Origin of the sequence: Burkholderia sp. HI2500 (assembly GCF_002223055.1) — a bacterium.
In the GTDB taxonomy this organism is placed as follows: Bacteria; Pseudomonadota; Gammaproteobacteria; order Burkholderiales; family Burkholderiaceae; genus Burkholderia.
The window spans coordinates 1289356-1311511 of the sequence record NZ_NKFL01000006.1 but is presented as its reverse complement, the minus strand read 5'-3'; the positions used below and the strand labels follow the sequence as shown (position 1 = coordinate 1311511).

The following is a 22156-nucleotide window of genomic DNA, read 5'->3' as shown; positions in this document are numbered from 1 at the left end:
GGCGACGGTCGTCGGCAGCACAAATGATTCCTTGGCCGGCACGCCGGCCGAGCATGGGGCCGGAGTAAGCGCTAAAGCGCTAACTCCGGCCGACAGGAGACTTGAACGATGGGCAAACTGTCCCTCGCCGCGAAAATCACGCACGTGCCGTCGATGTACCTGTCGGAACTGCCCGGCAGGCATCACGGCTGCCGCGAAGCGGCGATCCGCGGCCATCAACTGATCGGCGAGCGCTGCCGCGCGCTCGGCGTCGACACGATCGTCGTGTCGGACGTGCACTGGCTCGTCAACGCCGGCTATCACGTGAACTGCAATGCGCAGTTCTCGGGCACGTACACGAGCAACGAGCTGCCGCATTTCATCCGCGACATGCAGTACGCGTATCCAGGCAACCCGGCGCTCGGCCGGCTGATCGCCGAGACGGCCACCGAGCGCGGGATCGCGACCCGCGCGCACGAGATCGACAGCCTCGAACTCGAATACGGCACGCTGGTGCCGATGCGCTACATGAACGCCGACCAGCACTTCAAGGTCGTGTCGATCGCCGGCTGGTGCATGTGGCATCAGCTCGACGAAAGCCGGCGCTTCGGCGAGGCGCTGCTCCAAGCGATCGAGAAGAGCGATTCGAACGTCGCGTTTCTCGCGAGCGGGTCGCTGTCGCACCGCTTCAACGACAACGGCAGCCCCGAGGAGTCGATCCACGAGATCAGCCGCGAATTCTTCCGGCAGGTCGACCTGCGGGTGGTCGAGCTGTGGAAGCAGGGGGACTTCAAGACCTTCTGCGCGATGCTGCCCGAGTACAACACGCATTGCCACGGCGAAGGCGGGATGCACGACACCGCGATGCTGCTCGGCTTGCTCGGCTGGGATCGCTACGACAAGCCCGTCGAGATCGTCACCGACTATTTCGCGAGTTCGGGCACCGGGCAGATCAATGCGATCTTTCCGCTCGCCTGAGCGCTGCGCCACGCCTTCGACAGGAGACCCGCCATGCCACACATCGTCGTCGAATACACCGCGAACATTCGCGACGACGCGCGCATTCCCGCGCTGCTGCGCACGATCAACGCCACGCTGATCGCACAGGGCGGCGTGTTCCCGACGGGCGGCATCCGCTCGCGCGCGATCGAGCTGCAGGACTATTGCGTGGCCGACGGCACGGAGGACGACGCGTTCGTCCACGTGACGCTCAAGATCGGCTCGGGCCGTACCGACGAGCAGAAAAAGGCCGCGTGCGACGCACTGTTCGACGCGATCAACGCGCATTTCGCGGAGTTATACGCGAAACGCTACCTGGCGCTGTCGATGGAACTGACCGAGTTCAGCGAAAGCGGCTCGTACAAGCACAACAACATTCACGCCCGCTACAAGCGGGCCGGCTGAACCCCATTCCCGATCCGACCATGCTCGAACCCGCCATCATCGACCAGCTCGCGCAGCGCCTGCACGACGCCGAGCGCGAGCGCAAGCAGATCCGCCAGATCTCGCTCGACCATCCCGACATCACGATCGACGACGCGTATGCGATCCAGCGCACGTGGGTCGCCCTCAAGCTCGCGGAAGGCCGCACGCTGAAGGGCCACAAGATCGGCCTGACGTCGAAGGCGATGCAGAACACGTCGCAGATCGACGAGCCCGACTACGGCGCGCTGCTCGACGACATGTTCTTCGCCGACGGCGGCACGATTCCCACCGGCCGCTTCATCGTGCCGCGCGTCGAGGTCGAGCTCGCGTTCGTGCTCGGCAAGCGGCTCACCGGCCCGGACTGCACGATCTTCGACGTGTACGACGCGGTCGACTATGTGGTGCCGGCGCTCGAGATCATCGACGCGCGCAGCCAGTCGATCGACCCCGACACGAAGCGGCCGCGCAAGGTGTTCGACACGATCGCCGACAACGCGGCGAACGCGGGCGTCGTGATCGGCGGGCGGCCGGTGAAACCGCAGGACGTCGACCTGCGCTGGGTCGCGGCGATCATGTCGCGTAATGGCGTGGTCGAGGAAACGGGCGTCGCGGCCGGCGTGCTGAACCATCCGGCGAACGGCGTCGCGTGGCTCGCGAACCGGCTGGCGCGCTTCGATGTCGCGCTGGAGCCGGGGCAGATCGTGCTCGGCGGCTCGTTCACGCGGCCGTGCGCGGCGCGGCCGGGCGATACGTTCAGCGTCGACTACGGCCCGCTCGGGACGATCCAGTGCTACTTCGAGTGAGGTGAGCGAGCGATGCAGATTCCTTCGAATGTCTTCAAGGCCGCGCTGGCACGCGGCGATGCGCAGATCGGGCTGTGGCTCGGGCTCGCGAATCCGTACAGCGCCGAAGTGGTCGCGGGCGCCGGTTTCGACTGGCTGCTGATCGACGGCGAGCATGCGCCGAACACGGTGCCGACGATCCTCGCGCAACTGCAGGCGATCGCGCCGTATCCGTCGCATCCGGTCGTGCGCGTGCCGTGGAACGATCCGGTGATCGTCAAGCAGGTGCTCGACCTTGGGGCGCAGACATTGCTCGTGCCGATGGTGCAGAGCGCCGACGAGGCGCGCGCGGCGGTGGCGGCGACGCGTTATCCGCCGCACGGGATTCGTGGCGTGGGCAGTGCGCTGGCGCGTGCGTCGCGGTGGAATCGCGTCGGTGACTACCTGCATCGCGCGAACGACGAGATGGCCGTGCTCGTGCAGGTCGAGACGCGGGCGGGGCTCGACGCGATCGAGACGATTGCGCGGGTCGAAGGTGTGGACGGTGTGTTCATCGGGCCGGCGGATCTCGCGGCTGATCTCGGGCATCTCGGCAATCCGGGACATCCGGATGTGCAGGCGGCAATCGATGGTGCGATCCGGACGATCAAGGCCGCTGGCAAGGCGCCGGGCATTCTGAGCGCCGATGAGGCGGCCGCGCGGCGCTATCTGGAGGCGGGGGCGTTGTTCGTCGCGGTCGGTGTCGATACGACGCTGCTGGCGAGGGGGGCGGAGCGGTTGGCTGTGCAGTTCAAGGGGAAGGGGGAGCAGGCCGTGAAGAAGGGGAATGGGACGTATTAAGTCAAGTGGGGTTTCATTCGCGTAATTGGGGCGATATCGTGTTTCGAATATTACGATTTCCGTTTATTTCGAATAAGATGATGCACTTCTGCAACCCTCGATTGGACAGCGCGATGCCCCATCCCACGACACCCGACGTGATCTTGCCTGTCGAGCGCGAGATGCAGGCGGCTGTCGAAGGGCAGCGCATATTGGCTGCGTATCTCGCGACGCGAACCGATACGCAGCGCATTCAGATCTTTGACGACGAGAATCGCGCGCATCAGGTTGAACTCCCGACGTCCGCACTTCGGCTGTTGGTGGATATTCTCGAGGAGCTGGCCGACGGCAACGCGGTCAAGGTCGTACCGGTTCACGCGGAATTGACTACTCAGGAAGCGGCGGATTTGCTCAATGTTTCTCGCCCGCACTTGATCAAGCTGCTTGAATCGAATGCACTGCCGTATCACCGGACGGGCAAGCATCGGCGTGTGCGTTTTTCCGATCTGATGCACTACAAGGCAGAGCGCGATCAAGCGAGTGCCGACGCAATGGATGAGTTGAGCAGGCAGGCTCAGGAGCTGCGGATGGGTTACGAATGACGAGTTCGCCATTCACGGCCGTCTACGATGCCTGTGTGCTTTATCCCGCGCCGCTTCGCGATTTTCTGATGCGGCTGGCGTTGAGTGGATGCTTCCGGGCTCGCTGGAGCGCGCATATTCATAACGAGTGGAAGCGTAACCTCTTGCGCAACCGTCCCGACTTGAGCACCGAGCGCTGTTCGTCGACCACGATGTCGTCCCGTTCGGTCTCCGTGTCAAATGGTGACGGTATCGGTGGCACTGACGAGTCGGGCCGCACATGAAATTTTTGATTGATGCGTTGCGCTTCTCGCTCGCCGCTTTACTGCTCGTCTCGGCGGCGCATGCAGGCATCCTGACTTCCGTCGATCATCAGTGGACCACTGCGACGTCTGATCTCCCACGTGACGAAAAACTGCCGCTCTTCGATCCACATCGAAAAGACTTCACCTGCGTAGTTGAGGCACAACGGGTGTCTCCAGTTGATCCGCAGGCGGAAATATGGTTTCAGCAAGCGTTGACATTGGACGATCCGGCCATACCCGCCGACAACATCGACTATGCCAAGGTGTATCAGCTCTATCTACAGGCGGCCGGAAGAAACCACTGGAAGGCGATGCTCAACCTGGCGTCGCTGATTTTGAGCAATCGTTCCGGCGTACCGGAACACGATCCTGAAGCTGCGATTCAGTGGGTCGAGAGGGCCATGAGGCTCGATATTCCCGATGCATACGACCGGATGGGCATATATCACCTCGACGGAGTGGTCAAGGGCGGCGGTGCCAGGACGGCGTACGCATTTTTCCAGCGAGCAGCCGATATGGGGAGTCCGGCCGCGATGGCTTTCCTTGGCTACAAGCTGGCCGCGTCTTACGACAATCCCGGCGAGGGTTTTTGGGCCAACCAGGCGGTGGGAACCAGGATGCTCGAATGTGCGCTGGCACAGGGGTATGGCGATGCGGCAGAGAAACTGGGGTTGATCTACGCCCGTCCCAATACGCTCGAGGCAAAACGCCGTGCACTGAACGTCTTGCATGAAGGCGTCAAGCTGGGAAGCGCCAAATGTGCCGATAGCCTTGCTGCGGAATTTGACGGGATGGACCTCGACAATGGCACCAACCTGGTCGGCCATGTCGACAAAGTACGTGCTCGACGCTATGGCAAATTCGTCGATATCTTGAAACTTTACGATGGGCGATTGAAGCTTCCCAACCTGGACAAGATATTGCCCTTGCCGCCAGCGCCGCTCCCCAAATGGAACGGCGATATACAAACGCTGATCAATACCGCGAAGGCGGTCACTTAGCCGACGAGGCGGCCAAGAGCAGCGCCGCGCACACGATGAGGGTTCGAACGCGCGACAAGTCCCATCGGGTCTATGCCGATCAGAAAGCAGTTCGAGGAAGCAAGTTGATTCGCCCAATGAAAAATGTTCCGATGCGCCGCAGGGCGCGACCTTCAGCCATGCCGGTGCGGCTTCTGGCTGCGCTCTCGTTGGGCGTGCTGGTGGCCGGTTGCCATTAGGACGTCGCAGGCAGGCGTGGCCGCGCCGGTGGCGCCTGCCGCCAGCGCGGTCGAGAATCCGGCGTCGGTCAGCGGATTGAATTACGCATCGTATGGGGTTGGAAGTTTCTCCATCACGGATGCCGAAGGTCGAAGCGGGGGAGGTCCGAATATCGCACCGGTTGGCAAGACCGGGGAACCGAGTGGTGGTGGCTCCGAATCGTGCTGCGTCTATGTGCCGGAGAAGTGGCGCGACGGTATGACGGTGCACGTGCGTTGGGAGCGTGACTCGCACCCATACGACGCCAACGACCGTAGCGGCGACCAATGGCTCGAAGCCGTGGCAAAAGTGCCGCCGTATGGACCCACGCAGTACAACTTCGTGGTGCAGTTCCTCGAGGACGATCGGATTCGCGTCCGCGTCGACGACGGCAGTTCGTTGGACAAGCCGGCCAGCAACGATCCGTATGTCGTTCAGGGTGTGCTCGACGCCACGGCGAACGCGCAGATGCAGGCGCTGCGCGAGCGCGACAAAGCGGCCGAGGCATACGACCGGCAACTGCACGAAAAGGTGGAGAAGGCGTTGAATCAGGAGGCGGGCAAATGAGCCTGATCCAATAGCCGACATGCATGCCGAAGGCCGGTCGTCCTGGCGAAGCGAAGCAGGTGTGGAGCGAGGGGCGTGCCAAAGTCTTTGATCCGAAGATGAGCTGCATGGGCTATGACTGAATTCTGCCATCCCTGGTGTCACGCGTCGTAAGCGCCATATACCTCCCCGGCGTCGTTCCCAACGCGCGCCGGAACATGTCGATGAACGCGCTCACGTTGTCGTACCCGAGGTCGAGCGCGATCGTCGTCACCGGCACGCCGTCGGCAATGCGCTCCAGCGCCCGCAGCAGCCTGGCCTGCTGACGCCACTGCGCGAACGTCAGCCCCGTCTCCGCGACGAAGCGGCGGCTCATCGTCCGCGCACTGATGCCGGCCCATTCGGCCCATTCCTCCAGCCGCCGGTTGTCCGCTAGATCGGCGGCAAGCGCATCGGTGATCTTCATCAGCCGCGGATCTTGCGGCCGCACCAGCCCCAGCGCCTCGACTTCCGACGATGCGATTTCATCGAGGATCACGTCGGCGATCCGCGTTTGAGCGGCATCCAGCGCCGAACCCTCCCAACTCGCCGCCCGCTGCACGGCCTCGCGCAGCAGCGGCGTCGTGCGGATCGCGCGCGGCGTATCCGGCAGCGCCGCGCAGCGTGCTTCGGCAACGAACGCCGACCAGCCGGAAATCGGCCCGAACGAGCGCAGCGAATGCCGGCAATGCGGCGGAATCCAGATCGCATGGATCGCCGGCACGACCCAGTCCTGATCGTCGAGACCGATCGTCAGCAGCCCGCTCAGCGCGCCGACGAGCTGGCCGCGCGCGTGCGAGTGGGATGGCGTCACGCGCGGATCGCGTTGCGACAGGACGGCCGCGACGACGAACGGGCCGTCGTCGGACGTGACGAATCGGGCGGGCAGGAGTGGATCGGACATGGCCGGATAGCGGTATCGAATGGCCGTTATACCGGAGATCGGCCGGATTCGCACGCCTACACTGCATCCATCGATGACAACCGGAGTACGACACGATGCGAGCCGAACAGATGCTTCCCGACCATGCCGACCGGATCGAGGCCGGCGGAACGACGATCCGCAAGGGCACCGTCGGCGCGTTCCTGGTCAACGCGCGAGTGCTGACCGACCCGAACGCTGCGCCTGCCGACCGGGCGCGCGCGGAGGCCGACACGATCGACGCGTTGCCCGCGTTGCGCGCACTTGGCCTGTTCGACGTGCTGGACGTACGCGATCCCACGCTGCGCGCGTGGCTCGAAGCGCATTGACACGCGCGGGAACTGTCGATCGAGTATCCCGATTCAAGGAGTCACCATGAAAGCAGCAGTCGTGACGGGCGCCGGCGAGCGTCCCGTCCATATGGATTTCGAAGCACCGCGCGCGATGCCGGGCCATCGCCTGATCGACGTGACGGCGTCCGCGCTGAGCCGGATCGCGCAGGGGCGGGCGTCCGGTACGCATTACTCGTCGGAATGGCGTTATCCGTTCGTCGTCGGCGTCGACGGCGTGGGCCGCCTCGATGACGGGCAGCGCGTCTATTTCTTCGGCGCGCCCGCACCGTTCGGCGCGATGGCCGAGTGCACGATCGTGCCCGATACGCGGTGCGTGCCGTTGCCCGACGCGCTCGACGACATCACGGCCGCGGCGATCGCGATTCCCGGGATGTCGTCGTGGGCCGCGCTGACCGAGCGCGCCCGGCTCGTCGCGGGCGAGACGGTGCTCGTCAACGGCGCGACCGGTACGTCGGGGCGGCTGGCGGTGCGGATCGCGAAGCATCTCGGCGCGGCGAAGGTGATCGCGACCGGCCGCAACGCGGCTGCGCCGCAGGCATTGCTGAACGCGGGCGCGGATGCCGTCGTGTCGCTGCAGCAGGACGACGCGCATCTGGCGCGTGCGCTCGAGCCACACTTTCGCGCAGGCGTAGACGTTGTGCTCGACTATTTGTGGGGTGCCAGCGCGCAGACGCTGCTGGTTGCTGCGGCGAAGGCGACGCCCGAAGGCCGCCGGCTGCGCTTCGTGCAGATCGGTTCGATCGGCGGCGCGGATGTGCTGCTGCCGGGCGCGGTGCTGCGGGCGACCGCCATCGAGCTGATGGGCAGCGGCCTCGGCAGTGTGCCGTTGCCGCGCCTGCTGGCCTCGGTGCGCGGCGTATTCGACGCGGCCGGGCCGGCGGGGCTGGCAATCGAGACGCGGGTAGTGCCGCTGGCGGACGTCGGCGTGCATTGGGGCGATACGAGCAGCCTCGTGCGATCGGTGTTCACGATGGACGAGGGCAGATGAAGAAGCGGCGGTGCACCGCGTGGCCGAACGCACGGCGGGCACCGTTCACGCACGTGATCTCTTCACGATACCGATGGGTACGGCGAGCACGCTTCGTGCAACAAACAAGGGTACGGTGGCCCGTCGCGAGTGAACGGGCGACGCGGCGCAGCGACGCAACGCGCGCGCCGCCATCCGCCGCATCAGACTCAGAACCGCTGCTGAATCCCGGCCGTCACCCCGACCTGCGTGGTGCCGTACCCGTTGACATCGCGCGATACACCGACCTTCTGCCCATGCTGCCCGATCGCGAATGCACCGGCTGCGTACAGCACCGTGCGCTTCGACAGCGCGTATTGCGCGCGCATCGACACGAGCGTCGGATCGGCATCCGTGCCGCCCTTGATGTTCTGGTGATACACGGCGCCGATCAGCGAGAACGTCGGCGTGAACTGATACGAGCCGCCGACCCAGTACATGTCGCTCAACTGGTTCGCGGCGCTCGTGCGATACGTGCGCTTGTAGTTGCGGTAGCCGGCCATCGTCTTCAGGTTGCCGAAGTCGTAGCTCAGGCCGGCATGGATGCCCTGGATATAGTTGACCGCATCGGCCGGCGTGACGCTGTCGGCCGCGCCGTTCTGCCGGTCGAACGCGACCACCGCGGCGAACGGGCCTGTTTCGTAGCCGGCCGCGAAGTCGTATTTCGAGCTGGTCTTGATGCTGCCCGGCACGTTGCCGAAGCCGTACAACGCGCCGAACTTGAAGCCGCTGAATTCACCGTCGTAGCGCACCGCATTCGACGAGCGCGTGAACATGCCATCCTTGCGCCCGCCGGTCGCCATCGACGACGAGGCCCATGAATAGTTCTGCGAGTAACCCATCGGGTCGAACGGCATCATGTAGTCATACGTGACGGTGAAGTTGCGGCCGAGCGTCAGTTCGCCCCATTTGCTTTTCAGGCCGACCGTTGCGCGGCGCGCGAAGATCGAGTCGGGGCCGTCGTCGGACGCGCCGTTCGCGAGGTCGATCCCGCTTTCCAGCCGGAACACCGCCTTCAGCCCGCCGCCGAGATCCTCGACGCCGCGCAAGCCCCACCGCGACGTGTTCTTGTTGCCCGACTTGAGCTTGACGGAATTGCCGCCTTCCGGCGCCGCGTGGTTCGCGAACTCGATGCCGGCGTCCATGATCCCGTAGATCGTGACCGACGACTGCGCGTGCGCGGCCGGCACGGCGATACAGGCTGCCGCGGCCGAACTGGTGAGGACTACTGTTCGAATGGAACGTTCTGCGCGTGACTTCATTTTGACGGTGTCTCCTTGGTTTTTGTGGGCGGGTTGAAACAGAAAGCGGGTACGCGTCGCGCCGATGCGGAGCGCGAAGGGAGGTGTGCGCGAATGCATGCGCGGCGGCGCGTGGGCCGCCGCGACGGGGTCAGCCCGCTTTCGCGAACGCCCAGCAGTCGTTGGCCGGGAATTCGATCCAGTGCTTGCCCGCTGCGCGCGGCACGTGGCCGAATGCGCGCAGGCGCATCTCGCCGCAATGGAACAGGTATTCCCAGCGGTCGCCGAGATACATCGACGTGACGAGGTCGGCCTGCAGCCGGTTCGCGCCCGGGCCGTCGGCGACCTGCACACGCTCGAGGCGGATCACGGCCTGCGCGTCCTGGCCCGGCGCGAAGGTGTCGCGGGCGAGCGCCTGCAGTTCCCAGCCGTCGCCGGCGAGCGTCACGCGTTCGCCGTCAATGGCCGCGACGCGCGCGTCGATCCGGTTGTTGCTGCCCATGAACTCGGCCGTGTACAGCGAGCGCGGCGCGCCGTACAGCTCGGCCGGCGTGCCTTCCTGCTCGATGCGGCCGTTGCGCAGCAGCAGGATGCGGTCGGACATCGCCATTGCTTCGGTCTGGTCGTGCGTCACGCACAGGGCCGACAGCCCGAGCGACACGATCAGCTCGCGCAGCCATGCGCGCGCTTCCTCGCGCAGCTTGGCGTCGAGGTTCGACAGCGGTTCGTCGAGCAGGATCACCGGCGGGTTGTAGACGAGCGCGCGCGCAATCGCGACGCGCTGCTGCTGGCCGCCCGACAGCTGATGCGGGAAGCGTTCCGCGAGATGGCCGAGGCCGAGCTGGTCGAGCGCGGACTGCACGCGGCGCTTCTGTTCGGCCGGTGCGACGCGGCGCAGCTTCAGCCCGTAGCCGACGTTGTCGGCGACGGTACGGTGCGGCCACAGCGCGTACGACTGGAACACGAGCCCGAGCGAGCGCTGCTCGACGGGCAGGTCGACGCGCTGCGCGCCGTCGAAGAACACGCGGTCGTCGAGCTGGATGCGGCCGTCGGACGGCTGTTCGAGGCCGGCCACCGCGCGCAGCAGCGTGGTCTTGCCGCTGCCCGACGCGCCGAGCAGGCACACGACTTCGCCGGCCTTCAGTTCGAACGACACGCCCTTGAGGATCGGATGGGTGCCGTAGCTGAGGTGCAGGTTGTCGACGATGAGCTTATCCATGAAGTTTCACTCCGAAACGCAGGGCCACGCCGAGACCGGCGCCGACCATCGCAATGTTGATGACAGAAAGCGCGGCGACCTGGTCGACGGCGCCGGTCGCCCACAGCGACACGAGCAGCGCGCCGATCACTTCGGTGCCGGGCGACAGCAGGTAGACGGCCGTCGAGTATTCGCGCTCGAAGATCATGAAGATCAGGAGCCACGCGGCGAGCAGGCCGAAACGCACGAGCGGCAGCGTCACGTCGAGCGACACGCGGCTGCGCGTCGCGCCGACGCTGCGGCCGGCTTCCTCGAGCTCGGGGCCGACCTGCAGCAGCGCGCTCTGGATGAGCCGCATCCCGTACGCGAGCCACACGACCGTGTACGCGATCCAGATGCTCCACATCGAGTTCTTCAGCTCGCGCAGGCCGGGGACGAACAGGAAGATCCACAGGAACGCGAGACCGGCGAGCAGGCCGGGCACCGCGCGCGGCAGCAGCACGAGGTAGTCGAGCAGCTTGGTGGCCCAGTCGGGGCGGCGGTGGCCGGCGAACGCGACGAGCGAGTAGAAGCCAATCGCGAGCGCGCCGCCGATCACGCCGACGCCGAGCGTATTGACGATCGCGCGCACCAGGTTGTCCTGCTCGAACAGTTCGATGAAGTTCGACAGCGTGAGCACGTCGGCGAGCGCGACGCCTTCGCCCCAGTTGGTCACGAACGCGCGCAGCACGATGCCCGAGATCGGCACGATCACGGTCAGCATCAGCCACAGCGCGACGATCGCGAGCGCGACCCAGCGCCATACGCCGAGCGGCAGCACCGTCGCGCGGCCGGCCTTGCCCTTCACGGTGACGAAGCGGTTCGCGGTCTTCAGCAGGCGGCGCTGCAGCAGCACGAGCGGGAACGTGATCGCGACGATGCACACCGCGACCGCGGCCATCAGGTGATACGACGGCACGCCGAGCTTGTTGGTCAGCTTGTACAGGTAGGTCGCGAGCACGAGGTGGCCTTCCGGATCGCCGAGCACGAGCGGCAGCCCGAACACCTCGAAGCCGAGGAAGAACACCAGCACGCCGGCGAACAGCAGCGCGGGCATCGTCATCGGCAGGCTCACGTCGAGCGCGACGCGGAACGGGCGGGCGCCCGTCACGCGCGCGGCTTCCTCGACATCCGAGCCGAGGTTGCGCAGCGCGGCCGACGAGTACAGGTACACGTGCGGCACGTGCGTGAGGCCGACGATCACCGTGATCGCGAAGACCGAGTACACGTTCCAGGGCACGCTTTGCACCCCGAACAGTGCCTTGAACCACACCGAATAGAAGCCGACCGGGCCGGCCGCGACCACGTAGCCGAATGCGAGCACCATCGGCGACACGAACACGGGCGTGAGCAGCAGCGGTTCGAGCCAGCGGCGGCCGGGCAGGTCGGTGCGCACCATCAGGAACGCGAGGATGCCGCCGAGCGGGATCGAGATGAACAGCATCCCGCCGGCGATGATGAACGAGTTCTTCACGGCCGACCAGAAATCGGGATCGCTGAAGACGAAACGGAAGCCCTCGATGCCGAGCGTCTTGTTCGCATCGAAGAACGGCGCGGACAGCAGGCTCTGGAACAGGATGAAGCCGAGCGGCAGCGCGACCGCGATGGTCAGTACCGCGACGACGATCCAGCGCAGCATGCCGGCGAGCGGCTGCAGGCTGCTGACCGGCAGCGCGGGAATCGCATCGCGCGGGCCGGTGGCGGGCGGAACGGCAGGCACCGATCCGCGTGTGCTGGTTGAAAGCATGAGTTCACCCCTGCGGCCATCCGGATGGCCGCCTCTAGGAAGTCGGTATGGGGAAGGGGCCGCCCGCGCGACGTGGCGGGCGGCCATTGGCCGGCCGAAGCCGGTCAGTGGATCAGCGGATCAGCCCTTGATCGCCTGCTGCCATTGCTTCAGGAACGCGAGCCGCTTCGACTGGTCCAGATAGACGAGCAGGCCGGTGCCGATCTGGATCGGCTTCAGCGAATCGCCGAGCTCCTTCGTGAGGCCCGCGGCCGACGTTTCGCCGGTCACGTCCGTACGGATCGCGTACAGGTTGGCCTGGTTCGCGATCAGCGTCTGGCCGCGTTTCGACAGCAGGTAGTCGACCCACAGCTTCGCGGCGTTCGGATTCTTCGCTTTCTTCGAGATGGTGGTGAGGCGGCTCACGATCTGTGTGTAGTCCTTCGGAAACACGTAGCCGATCGACTTGTCCTTCTTTGCCTTCGCGTACGCGTACGATCCGAAGATGTTGTAGCCGATCAGGTTCTCGCCCGACGAGATGCGCTCCATCATCGCGCCGGTGCTCGACTGCAGCTTCGGGCCGGTCGCGCCGATCGCCTTCACGAGTTCCCACGTGACCTTCTCGTTCAGGTGCGCGTCCTGCGTCAGCGCGTTGAAGCCGACGCCGGATTTCTCGACGTCGTACGTCGTGAGCTTGCCCTTGAACTTGTCCGGTTGCGACGCGAGCAGCTTGATCAGCTCGGCGCGCGTCTTCGGCACTTCGTTCTCGGGGATCAGGCGCTTGTTGTAGACGATCGCGAGCGGCTCGAACGTCGTGCCGTAGGCCTGCTTCTGGTACTGCGCCCATTGCGGCAGGTTCGCGCTTTCGGGGGAGTCGTACGACGCCATCAGGCCGTCGTTGACGAGCTTGACCTGCAGGTCCATCGCCGAGCTCCACAGCACGTCGGCGCTGGTGCTGCTCGCCGCGTTCTCGCTGATGTAGCGGTTGTACAGCTCGGTGCTGTTCATGTCGTTGTACTCGACCTTCACGCCGTACAGGCTTTCGAAGTCCTTGATCAGCGGACGCACGAGGCCCGTGTCGGTCGTCGAGTAGACGATCAGCTTGCCTTCCTTCTTCGCGGCGTCGATGACGCCCTGGTAGCTCCCCGGATACCCGGCCGGAACCTGCGCGGCGGCGCTGCCGGCGGCAGTGCCCAGAACGACCGCCAGCGCGGCGGCGAGGTGCTTCGGTGCAAACGGCATGTCTTCCTCCAGTTACGTCTAGGTGTTGTTCGAGTGGAGCGGATGTTAATTGCGGCGCACTTTCAGCCCGCTTTCATTTCTGTTCACAATCGTGTCGTTCATGTCATGGATTTCCCGAGGTCGAAGCGGCGGCGGCCGCGCGTTTTGCAGCGTGCGGCACGGTCGGGTAAGCGGGAGCGGCGGGTTGCCGCGGGGCGCGGCACCGATGACGGGCGCGGTTAGGCGGGTTGCGCGAGCAGCTTGCCGAGCAGCCGGCCGCCATGCCGCGCGTGCGCGGCCGTCAGCGCGGAATACCCGACGACGACGCCCGCTTCGCACCGGGCGCTTCGACAGAATCCGCGGATCGGCTGCAATTCGACGCCGTCCGCCTGGGCTTGCGCGACATACGTCGCGTCGTCCATCCCGGGCGGCAGCCACAGCACGAAATGAAAGCCCGCGTGCTCGCCGGACACCGTGTACCGCCCGCCCGCGTGTTTCGCCAACTGGTCGAGCACGAGGTCGCGCCGCTGGCGGTACGCGTGACGCGCGGCGCGCAGGTGCTTCGCAAAATCGCCGTGCGCGATGAAGCGGGCCAGCGCCAGCTGCGGCGCCACGCCGACCGAGCGCGCGGTCGCATGCCACACGGCCGACAGAGCCGGCCGCAGTTCCGCGGGCACGACCATGAAGCCGATGCGCAGCCCCGAGAACAGCGTCTTGTTGAACGACCCGCAGTAGATCACGCGATCGCACGCGTCGAGTGATTTCAGCGCAGGCAGCGGGGCGGTCTGGTAGCTGAATTCGCCGTCGTAGTCGTCCTCGATGATCCATGCGCGGGTGCGCTGCGCCCAGTCGAGCAGTTCGAGCCGGCGCGACACCGACATCGTCACGCCGAGCGGCGCCTGATGGGCGGGCGTCACGTAGGCCGCGCGCGCATCGGGATAGCGATCCAGCGACGCCGTGTCGATGCCTTCCCGATCGACCGGCACGTCGATCACGGTCGCGCCCGCGATCGTGAAGATCTGCCACGCCGACGCATAGCCGGGATCCTCCATCAGCACCGTCGCGCCGGGCGCGAGCAGCGTGCGCGCGACGAGATCGATCGAATGGCGGATGCCGGTCGTGATGAAGATGTCGCCGGCGTCGCACGGGATGCCGCGGTATTCCCGCAGGTACGCGGCGATTTCGTCGCGCAGGCTTTCGACGCCTTGCGCCGGCGTGGCCCCGAGGTCGTGCGCGGTCGCGGCAAGCAGGCTCGCCCCGAGCGCCTTCTTCCATTGCTGCATCGGCAGCAGGCCGGGATCGGCAAGCCGCGCGACGAACGGCACGCCCGGGCGCACGCCTTGTTCCGGCGCGGGGGCTTCGGTCGTGCGTGCCGGTGCGGGGTGTGCGCCGGATGGGGGAAGGTGGGTGTCGCGCGATTGCGCCGCCGCGCGCAGATAGCTGTCGGGCACCACCGCGCATACCCGCGACCCCGACCCTTGCGTGCGGGCGATGTAGCCCTCGGAGCACAGCCGGTCGTACGCCGCTTCGACGGTTCCCCGGGCGACGCCCCAGCGCGCGGCGAGGGTGCGGCTCGACGGCAGCGGGCTGCCGCCGGGCAGCAGGCGCTTCAGGATCGCGTCGCGCAGCGCGTCGGCGATGCACTCCTGCTTCGACTGCGGACTGCCCGCGGACAGCCCGGCCGGGCACGGCAGATCAAGCGGAATCGCGGCTTTGCCTCGCGGCATAGTGGTCTATTCAGTCAAGGATTTAATGGCCCTTCAGCTTATATCACTTTGACCTTAGATTGCTGTCGACCCCATCAATCCGACCGGAGACGAGCTCACCGCATGAAAACGCGTTCATTACCCCAGTGGGGCTGGCTGCTCCTGTTGATGCTCGTCGTGTGCCTGCCGCGGGTCACGATCGATGCGTACCTGCCGTCGCTGCCGGCGATGGCGGACGCGCTGCACGGCACCGATGCCCAGTTGCAGCTCACGCTCACCCTGTACATGGTCGGCTACGCGCTGTCGATGCTGGCGTCGGGGCCATTGTCCGACCGTTATGGCCGCCGTCCTGTCCTGCTCGGCGGCCTGTGCCTCTACGTGGTCGCGAGCGTTGCCTGCGCGTGGTCGACCAGCGTCACGGCGATCGTCGCCGCGCGCATCTTCCAGGCGTTGGGCGGCTGCAGCGGAACGGTGATCGGGCGGGTGATCGTGCGCGAGCGCTTCCCGACCGCGATGCAGGCCACGATGCTGGGCCGCATCTCGGCCGGCATGGCGCTGTCGCCGGTGATTGCGCCGCTGGCCGGCAGTGCGGTGGCCGAATGGCTCGGCTGGCGCGGCGTGTTCGGGCTGCTGGCAGCGGGCGGGCTGGTCGCAACGGCGATGGTGCTGCGCTACCTGCCGGAGACGCGCGAACGCAACGCGCGGCCGGCGCCGGGCGCGGGGCTTCTGCGGACGTACGCGGGCCTGCTGCGCGAGCGCAGGTTCCTGCGCTACTCGCTCGCCATCAGTTTCGCGTACTGCACGTACTACCCGTTCATCGCGGAATCGTCGACGTTGTTCCAGCGGCAACGCGGCGTATCGGGCCCGGTGTATGCGGCAATCTTCGGCCTGACGGTGCTCGGCTACCTGATCGGCTCGAACGTGTTCGCGCGGACCGGCGCCCGCTGGAAGGCCGATTCGGTCATCGCGGCGGCGGCGGCCGTCAATCTGGCGGGCGCCGCCGTGTTGTGGATCGGCGGTGTGATCGCGCCGACGGCGGTCGCGGCGCTGGTCGTCCCGATGTTCTTCGTGATGATCACCGTCGGGATCGCGATTCCGGCCTGCCAGTTCGCGGTGATGCAGCCGTACACGACGATCGCGGGGACGGCGTCCGGGCTGTTCTTCTTTATCCAGATGGCGATCACCGCCGCGTGCGGCGGCGTGCTGGCGTGGCTGTCGGACGGCACCGCGCGCCCGATGATCGTCGTCACGGCCGGTGCGAGCGTCGCGTTCCTGGCGGTGGCGGTCGGCCTGCGCGAGCGGCGCCGGGCAGGCGAAAGTTCGCGCTTCGCGACGCGCAACCGGCCCGCCGCCGAGCGCTGAGCGACGGTCGGCCGGGCCGGCCGACGTGCGCCCGAGCCGACGGCGCAACCCGTGTTTCCGCGAGGCGTCGCGATGGAAAGGATCATGTAATGTAGCGGCCTGTCGCTGACCTTACCGGAATCCCCATGCGTGTGCTGCTCGTCGAAGACAATCCGAACCTCGCCCAGTCGCTGAACGATGCGCTAAGCGCGGCGCGCTTCGCGGTCGACCACATGGCGGACGGCGAGGCCGCCGACCACGTGCTGCGCACGCAGGATTACGCGCTGGTGATTCTCGATCTCGGGCTGCCGAAGCTCGACGGGCTGGAAGTGCTGCGGCGGCTGCGCGCGCGCCGCAATCCGGTCCCGGTGCTGATCCTGACCGCGCACGGGTCGGTTGAGGATCGCGTGAAGGGGCTCGATCTCGGCGCCGACGACTACCTCGCGAAGCCATTCGAACTGACCGAACTGGAGGCGCGCGCCCGCGCGCTGATCCGCCGCAGCCTCGGCCACGAGCATTCGCGGGTCGAATGCGGGCCGCTTTCGTACGACAGTATCGACCGCAGCTTCCAGCTCGCGGGGGAGCCGCTGTCGCTCACGCCGCGCGAGCGCTCGGTGCTCGAGGTGCTGATCCTGCGCAACGGCCGCGCGATCAACAAGGAAACGCTGTCGGAGAAGATCTTCGGGCTCGACGAGTCGGTCAATGCCGATGCGATCGAGATCTACGTGTACCGGCTGCGCAAGAAGCTCGAGAACGCAGGAGTCGCGATCGTCACGCTGCGCGGGCTCGGTTATCTGCTGGAAGCGAAGGCGGAGACGGCTGAATGAACCGCCGCCGGGCTCACGATCTTTGCGCGGAACGGGTGGGCGCGTTGACGCGCCATGCCGGATCGACACGCTCACGGCGCGCCAACGACACGCACGCCATTCACGGCCGACCGTGCGGGCGCGGAGCGGTGCGCCGTGCATGCGCCGCCGTGTCCCTATGGGCGGCCTGGCGGGGGGCCGAGTGACCCGCCCGAACCTGCGCGCGCAGGTCGCGCTGTGGTTGCTGCTGCCGCTGCTCGGCCTGCTCGCGCTCGACTCGTGGCTCACGTACCAGCGCGCGATGAGCGCCGCGCACGTCGCGTTCGACCGCACGCTGTCGTCGTCGCTGAAGTCGATCCGCGAAGGCGTGCGGCTCAACGACGGCGAGATCGAGGTCGACCTGCCGTATCTCGCGCTCGAAATGCTCGAGTCGAGCGACGGCGGCAAGGTCTACTACCTGATCCGCGAGGACAACGGCCACACGATCACCGGCTACCCGGACCTGCCGCTGCCGCGAGGGCGCGACGCGGGCGACGGCGCGCTGTTCGTCACGCGTTACTACGACGTCGTGTATCGCGGCGAGCAGTTGCGGATGGCCGCGCTGCGCATCCCGGTGCACGACGTGCCGACCGCGCAGTCGCGCATCGTGTGGGTGATGGTCGGCGAGACGATCGAGGCGCGACAAGCGCTCGCGCGCGAGATCCTGGTGGGGTCGCTGCTGCAGGAAGGATTGCTCGTCGTGCTGGCGCTCGGCATCGTGTGGCTCGGCGTCGGGCGCGGGCTGCGGCCGCTGAACCGGCTGTCGGCGACGGTCGCCGCGCGCAGCGAGGACGATACGACGCCGCTCGATACCGGTGCGGTGCCGAGCGAACTCGCGCCGCTCGTCGAGTCGATCAACCAGTACATCGGCCGCACGCAGCGGATGCAGGTCGCGCGGCGCCGCTTCTTCGCGGACGCGGCCCATCAACTGAAGACGCCGCTCGCGGCCGTGCAGGCGGGCGTCGAACTTGCGTTGCGGCCCGACGAGCAGCCGCGCGCGAACGGGCACCTGCGGCGTGCGAACGGTGCGGTGCGGCAGGCCGCGAAGATCGTGCAGCAACTGCTGTCGCTGTCACGGCTCGATTCGGACAGCGGCCATGCGGTCGCGCACAAGCCGGTCGCGCTGCACCGGCTCGCGCGCAGCGTGACGCTCGACTGGTCGCCGGTCGCCCGCGCGCGCGACATCGATCTCGGTTTCGAGCACGAGGCCGACCTTGACGTGCACGGGCAGTCCGACCTGCTCGGCGAGATGATCGGCAACCTGATCGACAACGCGATCCGTTATGCGGGCGATCGCGCGGTGATCACGGTGCGCGTATCGCGCGACGGCGAGCACGCGCGGCTCGACGTCATCGACAACGGGCCGGGCATTCCGGCGGTCGAACGCGACGCGGTGTTCGAGCGCTTCCATCGCGGCAGCAAGACGCAGACGGTCGAAGGGACGGGGCTCGGGCTGTCGATCGTGCGCGAGATCGCGCGCGTGCACCAGGGCAGCGTGACGCTGGCCGATGCGGCCGGTGGCGGGTTGGTCGTGACGATCTGGCTGCCGGCGGCGAACGACGCAGCGCCGCGCGCTGCGTGATGGCGATCGGCGATGCGGGAAGCGGTGGCTGTGAGCCGCGGCTTCCCGGCGGTGAAAGGGGCGAGCGGTTCCGCCTGCCCGGCTCAATCGCCGAACCCGATCTCCGCTTCCAGCGACTGGCCGACTTCGAGCCACGCACCCGCGCCTTCGACGACGATCGCATTGATGCCGAACGTCAGCTCGCCGTTGAAGTTCGGGTTCGCGCGATAGGTCTGCATCGTGTCGGTCGGTTCGTGCGGCCACGCCGGATCGGGCGCGCCGGTGGCCTGGTCGATCGTCGGCATCGGGCAGCGCGTGCACGGCTTCACGAGGCGCAGCCGCACGGGCGTCGCGCCTTCCGTGTCGAGATGTTCGACGAAATCCTCTTCGAACGCGTCGAGATCCGACACGACGATATTCGGGCGGAAGCGATTCATCGGGATCGCCGGCGCGCCCTTCGCGGCGAGCCGCGCATTCAGGTCGTCGAGCGACGACTGGCCGATCACGAGCAGCGGGTAACCGTCCGCGAACTGCGTGTGCGTATCGATCTCGCCGGTCCATGTGCGGTTGCAGCCGCGACGCGCGTCGGGCCCGAAGCGCGCGAGCTTCGTGGGCGTGCCGAGGAATTCGGTGAGCCACGCGGCCGTTTCGGTGCCCGTGTCGATCGCGTCGACGGTGTCGCGCCATACGGTCGCGGCCATTTTCGGCGTGGCGGGCGATACGTCGCCGTCGAGCGGCGTGCGGATCTCGCGCATGCCCGGCGCGTTCAGCACGAGCGCATCGCTGTCGAGCGCGGTGCGGATCAGCGCGAGGCGCGGGTGCGTGCGCTGCGTGATCATCTGCCCGGCCGGGTCGGTGATCAGCCAGTGGCGGTCGTACGCCAGGCCCGTTTCGAGCAGTTGCGCGCGCGACAACGCGATGCCGGCGCAGGATTTGATCGGGTAGACGAAGAGTTCGGCGATGGCTGGCATGACGCTGGCTGAAGGCGAATGGCGAGACTGCGATTGTGCCAGATCATGCCGAAGCCGTTCGGGCGGCTGCGCGCCGTCGCGCGGCCGGTCAGGCGAGCGGGAAGCCCGGATCGAACGTCGTGCGCACGTCGAGCGGCTGGCGCAGCAGTCCGGCTTTCAGGTAGAAGTCGGCCGTGCGTTGTTGCTCCGCGACGACCGTCGCGTCGATCGGCAGCCAGCGCGTGTGGCGGCGCTCGAACTGCAGCTTCGCGGCCGCCGGCGGAATGCCGATGATGCGCGCGAGTGCGGCGGAATACGCGTCGACGTGCCGGTACGACCAGGCCTGCGCGCGGACGACGCGCCGCAGGAAATCGTGCAGCACGTCGCGCTTCGACGCGATCGCCGCGTCGGTCGCCGCGAGGTAGCTGAGGCCCGACCACAGTCCGCGGCCATTGACGAGCACGCGCGCGCGGCCGCTCGTTTCGGCGAGCGCGGTATAGGGCTCCCAGGTCGCCCACGCGTCGATCGAACCGGTTGCGAGCGCAAGCATCGTGTCGGCCGGCGGCAGGAAGCGGAACGACACGGTGTCGGGCGGCAGGCCGGCCGCATCGAGCGCCTTCAGCGTGACGAAATGGCCGATCGAGCCGCGCGTGGTGCCGATGCGCTTGCCCTTCAGGTCGGCCGCGCCTTTCAGCGTCGCATCGGGCTGCACGAGCACGGCCGTGCCGTATGGGTCGGAGCGGTTCGCGCCGATCACCTTGATGCGTGCGCCCGACGCGAGCGCGAAGATCACCGGCGCATCGCCGATCGGGCCACAGTCGACGGCGGCCGCGTTCAGCGCTTCGGCGAGCGGCGCGGCGGCCGGGAACTCGGTCCACGCGATGTCGTACGCCAGGCCATTCAGTTCGCCGGCCGCTTCGAGCAGCGCGCGTAGCCCGCCTTTCTGGTCGCCGGCACGCAGCAGCGGCCGCGTACCCGATTGCGCGCGCAGGGCGGCCGGGGCTGCGGCGATCGTGGCGAGGGCGCTCGCTTGTGCGAGGAAATGGCGTCGGGTTGGATTCATCGTGAAGCTCGGTCGGAAGAGAGGTTCAAAGTTTCAATCAATGCGGAAGCCCGGCCTGCACATCGCGTACGGGCTCCGTGTCGACGCGCAGCAGCAGCGCAGTCAGCGGATCGCCGGTCGCTGCCGGCACGGCCGGTCGTGCGGTGGCGTCCGAGCGGCACAGCAGGTCGGCATCCGACCAGCCGGCGCTGCCCGGCAACGCGCGCGCCCGCAGCCAGCCGCGCCGATCGGCGAGGAGCTGCGTGCCACCGAGCGCATCGGGCGCCACGCCGGCGATCGTCGCGAATGCGTGCCACGCATCGGGCGTCGACGCGACGCAATCGGCCCGTGCGGCGCCGGTTGCCTGCGCCACGGGCGCGCCGCGTGCCGTGACGAGCAAGGTTTGCCAGCGCGCGTCTTCCGGCGGCGGCGTCGCGCCCGGCGCGAGCGCGACGATGCGCACGCGCTGGCCGTCGCGCCAGCGCTCGAGCGGCTGGGGTGCAGCGGCGCCGCAGCGCACGTCGAGCGCCGGCAGCGGAACGGGCACGGGCCACGCGCCTTCCGCCTGCGCGCCGCTGCCCGCGGCGAGCGCTTTCAGGTAGTCGAGCACGGCCCAGGTGTCCTGGGGGCCGAGCGTCGCGGCGAAGCCGGGCATCGTCGACGCGCCGTGTTCGTCGCGCGTGCCGTGGCGCACGCGCCAGAACAGCTCGCCGTCGAGACGTCGGGCGAGCAGCGCGCCGGCGAAGGTCGGCGGCCAGTGCGGGAGCGTGGCCGCGAGCGGCCCTTCGCCGCGTCCGTCCGCGCCGTGGCACGCCGCGCAATGCTGCGCATACAGATGCGCGCCGTGCATCACGTTCGATACGGAAAACGGCGCGGGATCGCGCTGGAAACTCGTCGGTACGGCAGGCGAGAGCCACAGCGACGACGGCGGCCACGGCGCGAACCACGCAACGGCCAGCGCGGCGACTGCCGATACGACACGCCACTTGCGCGACGCCAGCGCGATGCCCGCGAGCACGACCGCCAGCGCCGTCGCCGCCACGGCGAACGCAAGCTGCCGCGTGAGTCCCGCGTCGATGCGCAGCGTTTCGAGCGCGATGCGATGGGCCCATGGCCACGCGGCTTGACCATCGGCGTCGCCCGTCAGCCCGATCGCATGCAGCACGCGCGCCAGCGCGATTTGCGCGCGATACAGCCCTTGCAGAAACAGGAGCGCCCAGTCGGCGAACGTCGGCGCGTTCATCGGCTACGGCCGCGCCGCGCGGCGGCCCTTCGTCGAACGGTACCGCGC

General features: G+C 67.4%; 21 protein-coding genes and 1 pseudogene. 13 read left to right on the top strand and 9 right to left on the bottom strand.

Features of this window, described 5'->3' with window-relative positions; all coding sequences use genetic code 11:
* Positions 1 to 108: 108 nt before the first annotated feature.
* The 8 genes and pseudogenes from hpaD (at position 109) to CFB45_RS23620 (ending at position 5696) form a co-directional block, all read left to right on the top strand.
* A complete protein-coding gene (gene hpaD / locus CFB45_RS23655) occupies positions 109 to 957 on the top strand; it encodes a 3,4-dihydroxyphenylacetate 2,3-dioxygenase (RefSeq protein WP_089427641.1) in 849 nt (282 codons plus the stop codon).
* 33 nt (positions 958 to 990) lie between these two features.
* Positions 991 to 1383, top strand: a complete 393-nt coding sequence (locus tag CFB45_RS23650; protein ID WP_089427640.1) for a 5-carboxymethyl-2-hydroxymuconate Delta-isomerase — start codon at positions 991 to 993, stop codon at positions 1381 to 1383.
* Positions 1384 to 1403: 20 nt separating this feature from the next.
* Positions 1404 to 2207: a 2-oxo-hept-4-ene-1,7-dioate hydratase gene (gene hpaH / locus CFB45_RS23645; protein WP_089427639.1), complete on the top strand. Its 804-nt coding sequence runs from the start codon at positions 1404 to 1406 to the stop codon at positions 2205 to 2207.
* A gap of 12 nt (positions 2208 to 2219) precedes the next feature.
* Complete coding sequence (gene hpaI, locus CFB45_RS23640; RefSeq protein WP_089427638.1) at positions 2220 to 3026, top strand: 4-hydroxy-2-oxoheptanedioate aldolase; 807 nt, start codon at positions 2220 to 2222, stop codon at positions 3024 to 3026.
* A 113-nt stretch (positions 3027 to 3139) separates the two neighbouring features.
* A complete protein-coding gene (locus CFB45_RS23635) occupies positions 3140 to 3607 on the top strand; it encodes a helix-turn-helix domain-containing protein (protein WP_089429109.1) in 468 nt (155 codons plus the stop codon).
* Positions 3604 to 3798, top strand: a pseudogene (locus CFB45_RS39555) (PIN domain-containing protein); the annotation flags it as partial. The gene CFB45_RS23635 and the pseudogene CFB45_RS39555, both read left to right, overlap by 4 nt.
* A 68-nt stretch (positions 3799 to 3866) precedes the next feature.
* Positions 3867 to 4892: an SEL1-like repeat protein gene (locus tag CFB45_RS23625; protein ID WP_144025224.1), complete on the top strand. Its 1026-nt coding sequence runs from the start codon at positions 3867 to 3869 to the stop codon at positions 4890 to 4892.
* Positions 4893 to 5126: 234 nt separating this feature from the next.
* On the top strand, positions 5127 to 5696 hold the full coding sequence (locus tag CFB45_RS23620; RefSeq protein ID WP_179255094.1) for a DUF3304 domain-containing protein: 570 nt from the start codon (positions 5127 to 5129) through the stop codon (positions 5694 to 5696).
* Positions 5697 to 5808: 112 nt separating this feature from the next.
* Here the strand turns inward: CFB45_RS23620 and CFB45_RS23615 are convergent, their stop codons facing one another.
* Positions 5809 to 6618, bottom strand: a complete 810-nt coding sequence (locus tag CFB45_RS23615) for an AraC family transcriptional regulator (RefSeq protein WP_089427636.1) — start codon at positions 6616 to 6618, stop codon at positions 5809 to 5811.
* A 95-nt stretch (positions 6619 to 6713) separates the two neighbouring features.
* On the opposite strand from CFB45_RS23615, the gene CFB45_RS23610 reads away from it, so the two are divergent.
* Together CFB45_RS23610 and CFB45_RS23605 are read left to right on the top strand one after the other, a co-directional pair.
* Positions 6714 to 6965 (top strand): hypothetical protein, encoded by a 252-nt coding sequence (locus CFB45_RS23610; protein WP_089427635.1) that lies wholly within the window; start codon positions 6714 to 6716, stop codon positions 6963 to 6965.
* Between the two features lie 46 nt (positions 6966 to 7011).
* Positions 7012 to 7977, top strand: a complete 966-nt coding sequence (locus tag CFB45_RS23605; protein WP_089427634.1) for a quinone oxidoreductase family protein — start codon at positions 7012 to 7014, stop codon at positions 7975 to 7977.
* Between the two features lie 188 nt (positions 7978 to 8165).
* Here CFB45_RS23605 and CFB45_RS23600 read toward each other — a convergent pair whose 3' ends face one another.
* The 5 genes from CFB45_RS23600 to pdxR form a co-directional block, all read right to left on the bottom strand.
* A complete protein-coding gene (locus CFB45_RS23600; RefSeq protein ID WP_089427633.1) occupies positions 8166 to 9257 on the bottom strand; it encodes a porin in 1092 nt (363 codons plus the stop codon).
* A 130-nt stretch (positions 9258 to 9387) separates the two neighbouring features.
* Positions 9388 to 10455, bottom strand: coding sequence for an ABC transporter ATP-binding protein (locus CFB45_RS23595; protein ID WP_089427632.1), 1068 nt, complete (start codon positions 10453 to 10455; stop codon positions 9388 to 9390).
* Positions 10448 to 12220: an ABC transporter permease gene (locus tag CFB45_RS23590; protein WP_089427631.1), complete on the bottom strand. Its 1773-nt coding sequence runs from the start codon at positions 12218 to 12220 to the stop codon at positions 10448 to 10450. Before CFB45_RS23590 ends, CFB45_RS23595 begins: the two co-directional genes overlap by 8 nt.
* Positions 12221 to 12340: 120 nt before the next feature.
* Positions 12341 to 13441 carry an ABC transporter substrate-binding protein gene (locus CFB45_RS23585; protein ID WP_089427630.1) on the bottom strand — a complete coding sequence of 367 codons (1101 nt, stop codon included), beginning with the start codon at positions 13439 to 13441 and terminating at the stop codon, positions 12341 to 12343.
* A gap of 218 nt (positions 13442 to 13659) precedes the next feature.
* On the bottom strand, positions 13660 to 15147 hold the full coding sequence (pdxR, locus tag CFB45_RS23580; RefSeq protein ID WP_089427629.1) for a MocR-like pyridoxine biosynthesis transcription factor PdxR: 1488 nt from the start codon (positions 15145 to 15147) through the stop codon (positions 13660 to 13662).
* 102 nt (positions 15148 to 15249) lie between these two features.
* Between pdxR and CFB45_RS23575 the strand changes: the two genes are divergently transcribed.
* The 3 genes from CFB45_RS23575 to CFB45_RS23565 all read left to right on the top strand — a co-directional run bounded on the left by CFB45_RS23575 (position 15250) and on the right by CFB45_RS23565 (position 18894).
* Positions 15250 to 16488, top strand: a complete 1239-nt coding sequence (locus tag CFB45_RS23575) for a multidrug effflux MFS transporter (RefSeq protein WP_089427628.1) — start codon at positions 15250 to 15252, stop codon at positions 16486 to 16488.
* A 125-nt stretch (positions 16489 to 16613) separates the two neighbouring features.
* Positions 16614 to 17294: a response regulator gene (locus CFB45_RS23570; protein ID WP_089427627.1), complete on the top strand. Its 681-nt coding sequence runs from the start codon at positions 16614 to 16616 to the stop codon at positions 17292 to 17294.
* Positions 17295 to 17475: 181 nt separating this feature from the next.
* A complete protein-coding gene (locus CFB45_RS23565; RefSeq protein ID WP_089427626.1) occupies positions 17476 to 18894 on the top strand; it encodes a sensor histidine kinase in 1419 nt (472 codons plus the stop codon).
* Between the two features lie 83 nt (positions 18895 to 18977).
* Here CFB45_RS23565 and CFB45_RS23560 read toward each other — a convergent pair whose 3' ends face one another.
* The 3 genes from CFB45_RS23560 to CFB45_RS23550 all read right to left on the bottom strand — a co-directional run bounded on the left by CFB45_RS23560 (position 18978) and on the right by CFB45_RS23550 (position 22108).
* Positions 18978 to 19844 (bottom strand): MOSC domain-containing protein, encoded by an 867-nt coding sequence (locus CFB45_RS23560; RefSeq protein WP_089427625.1) that lies wholly within the window; start codon positions 19842 to 19844, stop codon positions 18978 to 18980.
* Positions 19845 to 19932: 88 nt separating this feature from the next.
* Positions 19933 to 20886 carry an ABC transporter substrate-binding protein gene (locus CFB45_RS23555; RefSeq protein WP_089427624.1) on the bottom strand — a complete coding sequence of 318 codons (954 nt, stop codon included), beginning with the start codon at positions 20884 to 20886 and terminating at the stop codon, positions 19933 to 19935.
* A gap of 37 nt (positions 20887 to 20923) precedes the next feature.
* Entirely contained in the window at positions 20924 to 22108 is a 1185-nt protein-coding gene (locus CFB45_RS23550) for a c-type cytochrome (RefSeq protein ID WP_089427623.1), read from the bottom strand.
* Positions 22109 to 22156 lie beyond the last annotated feature (48 nt).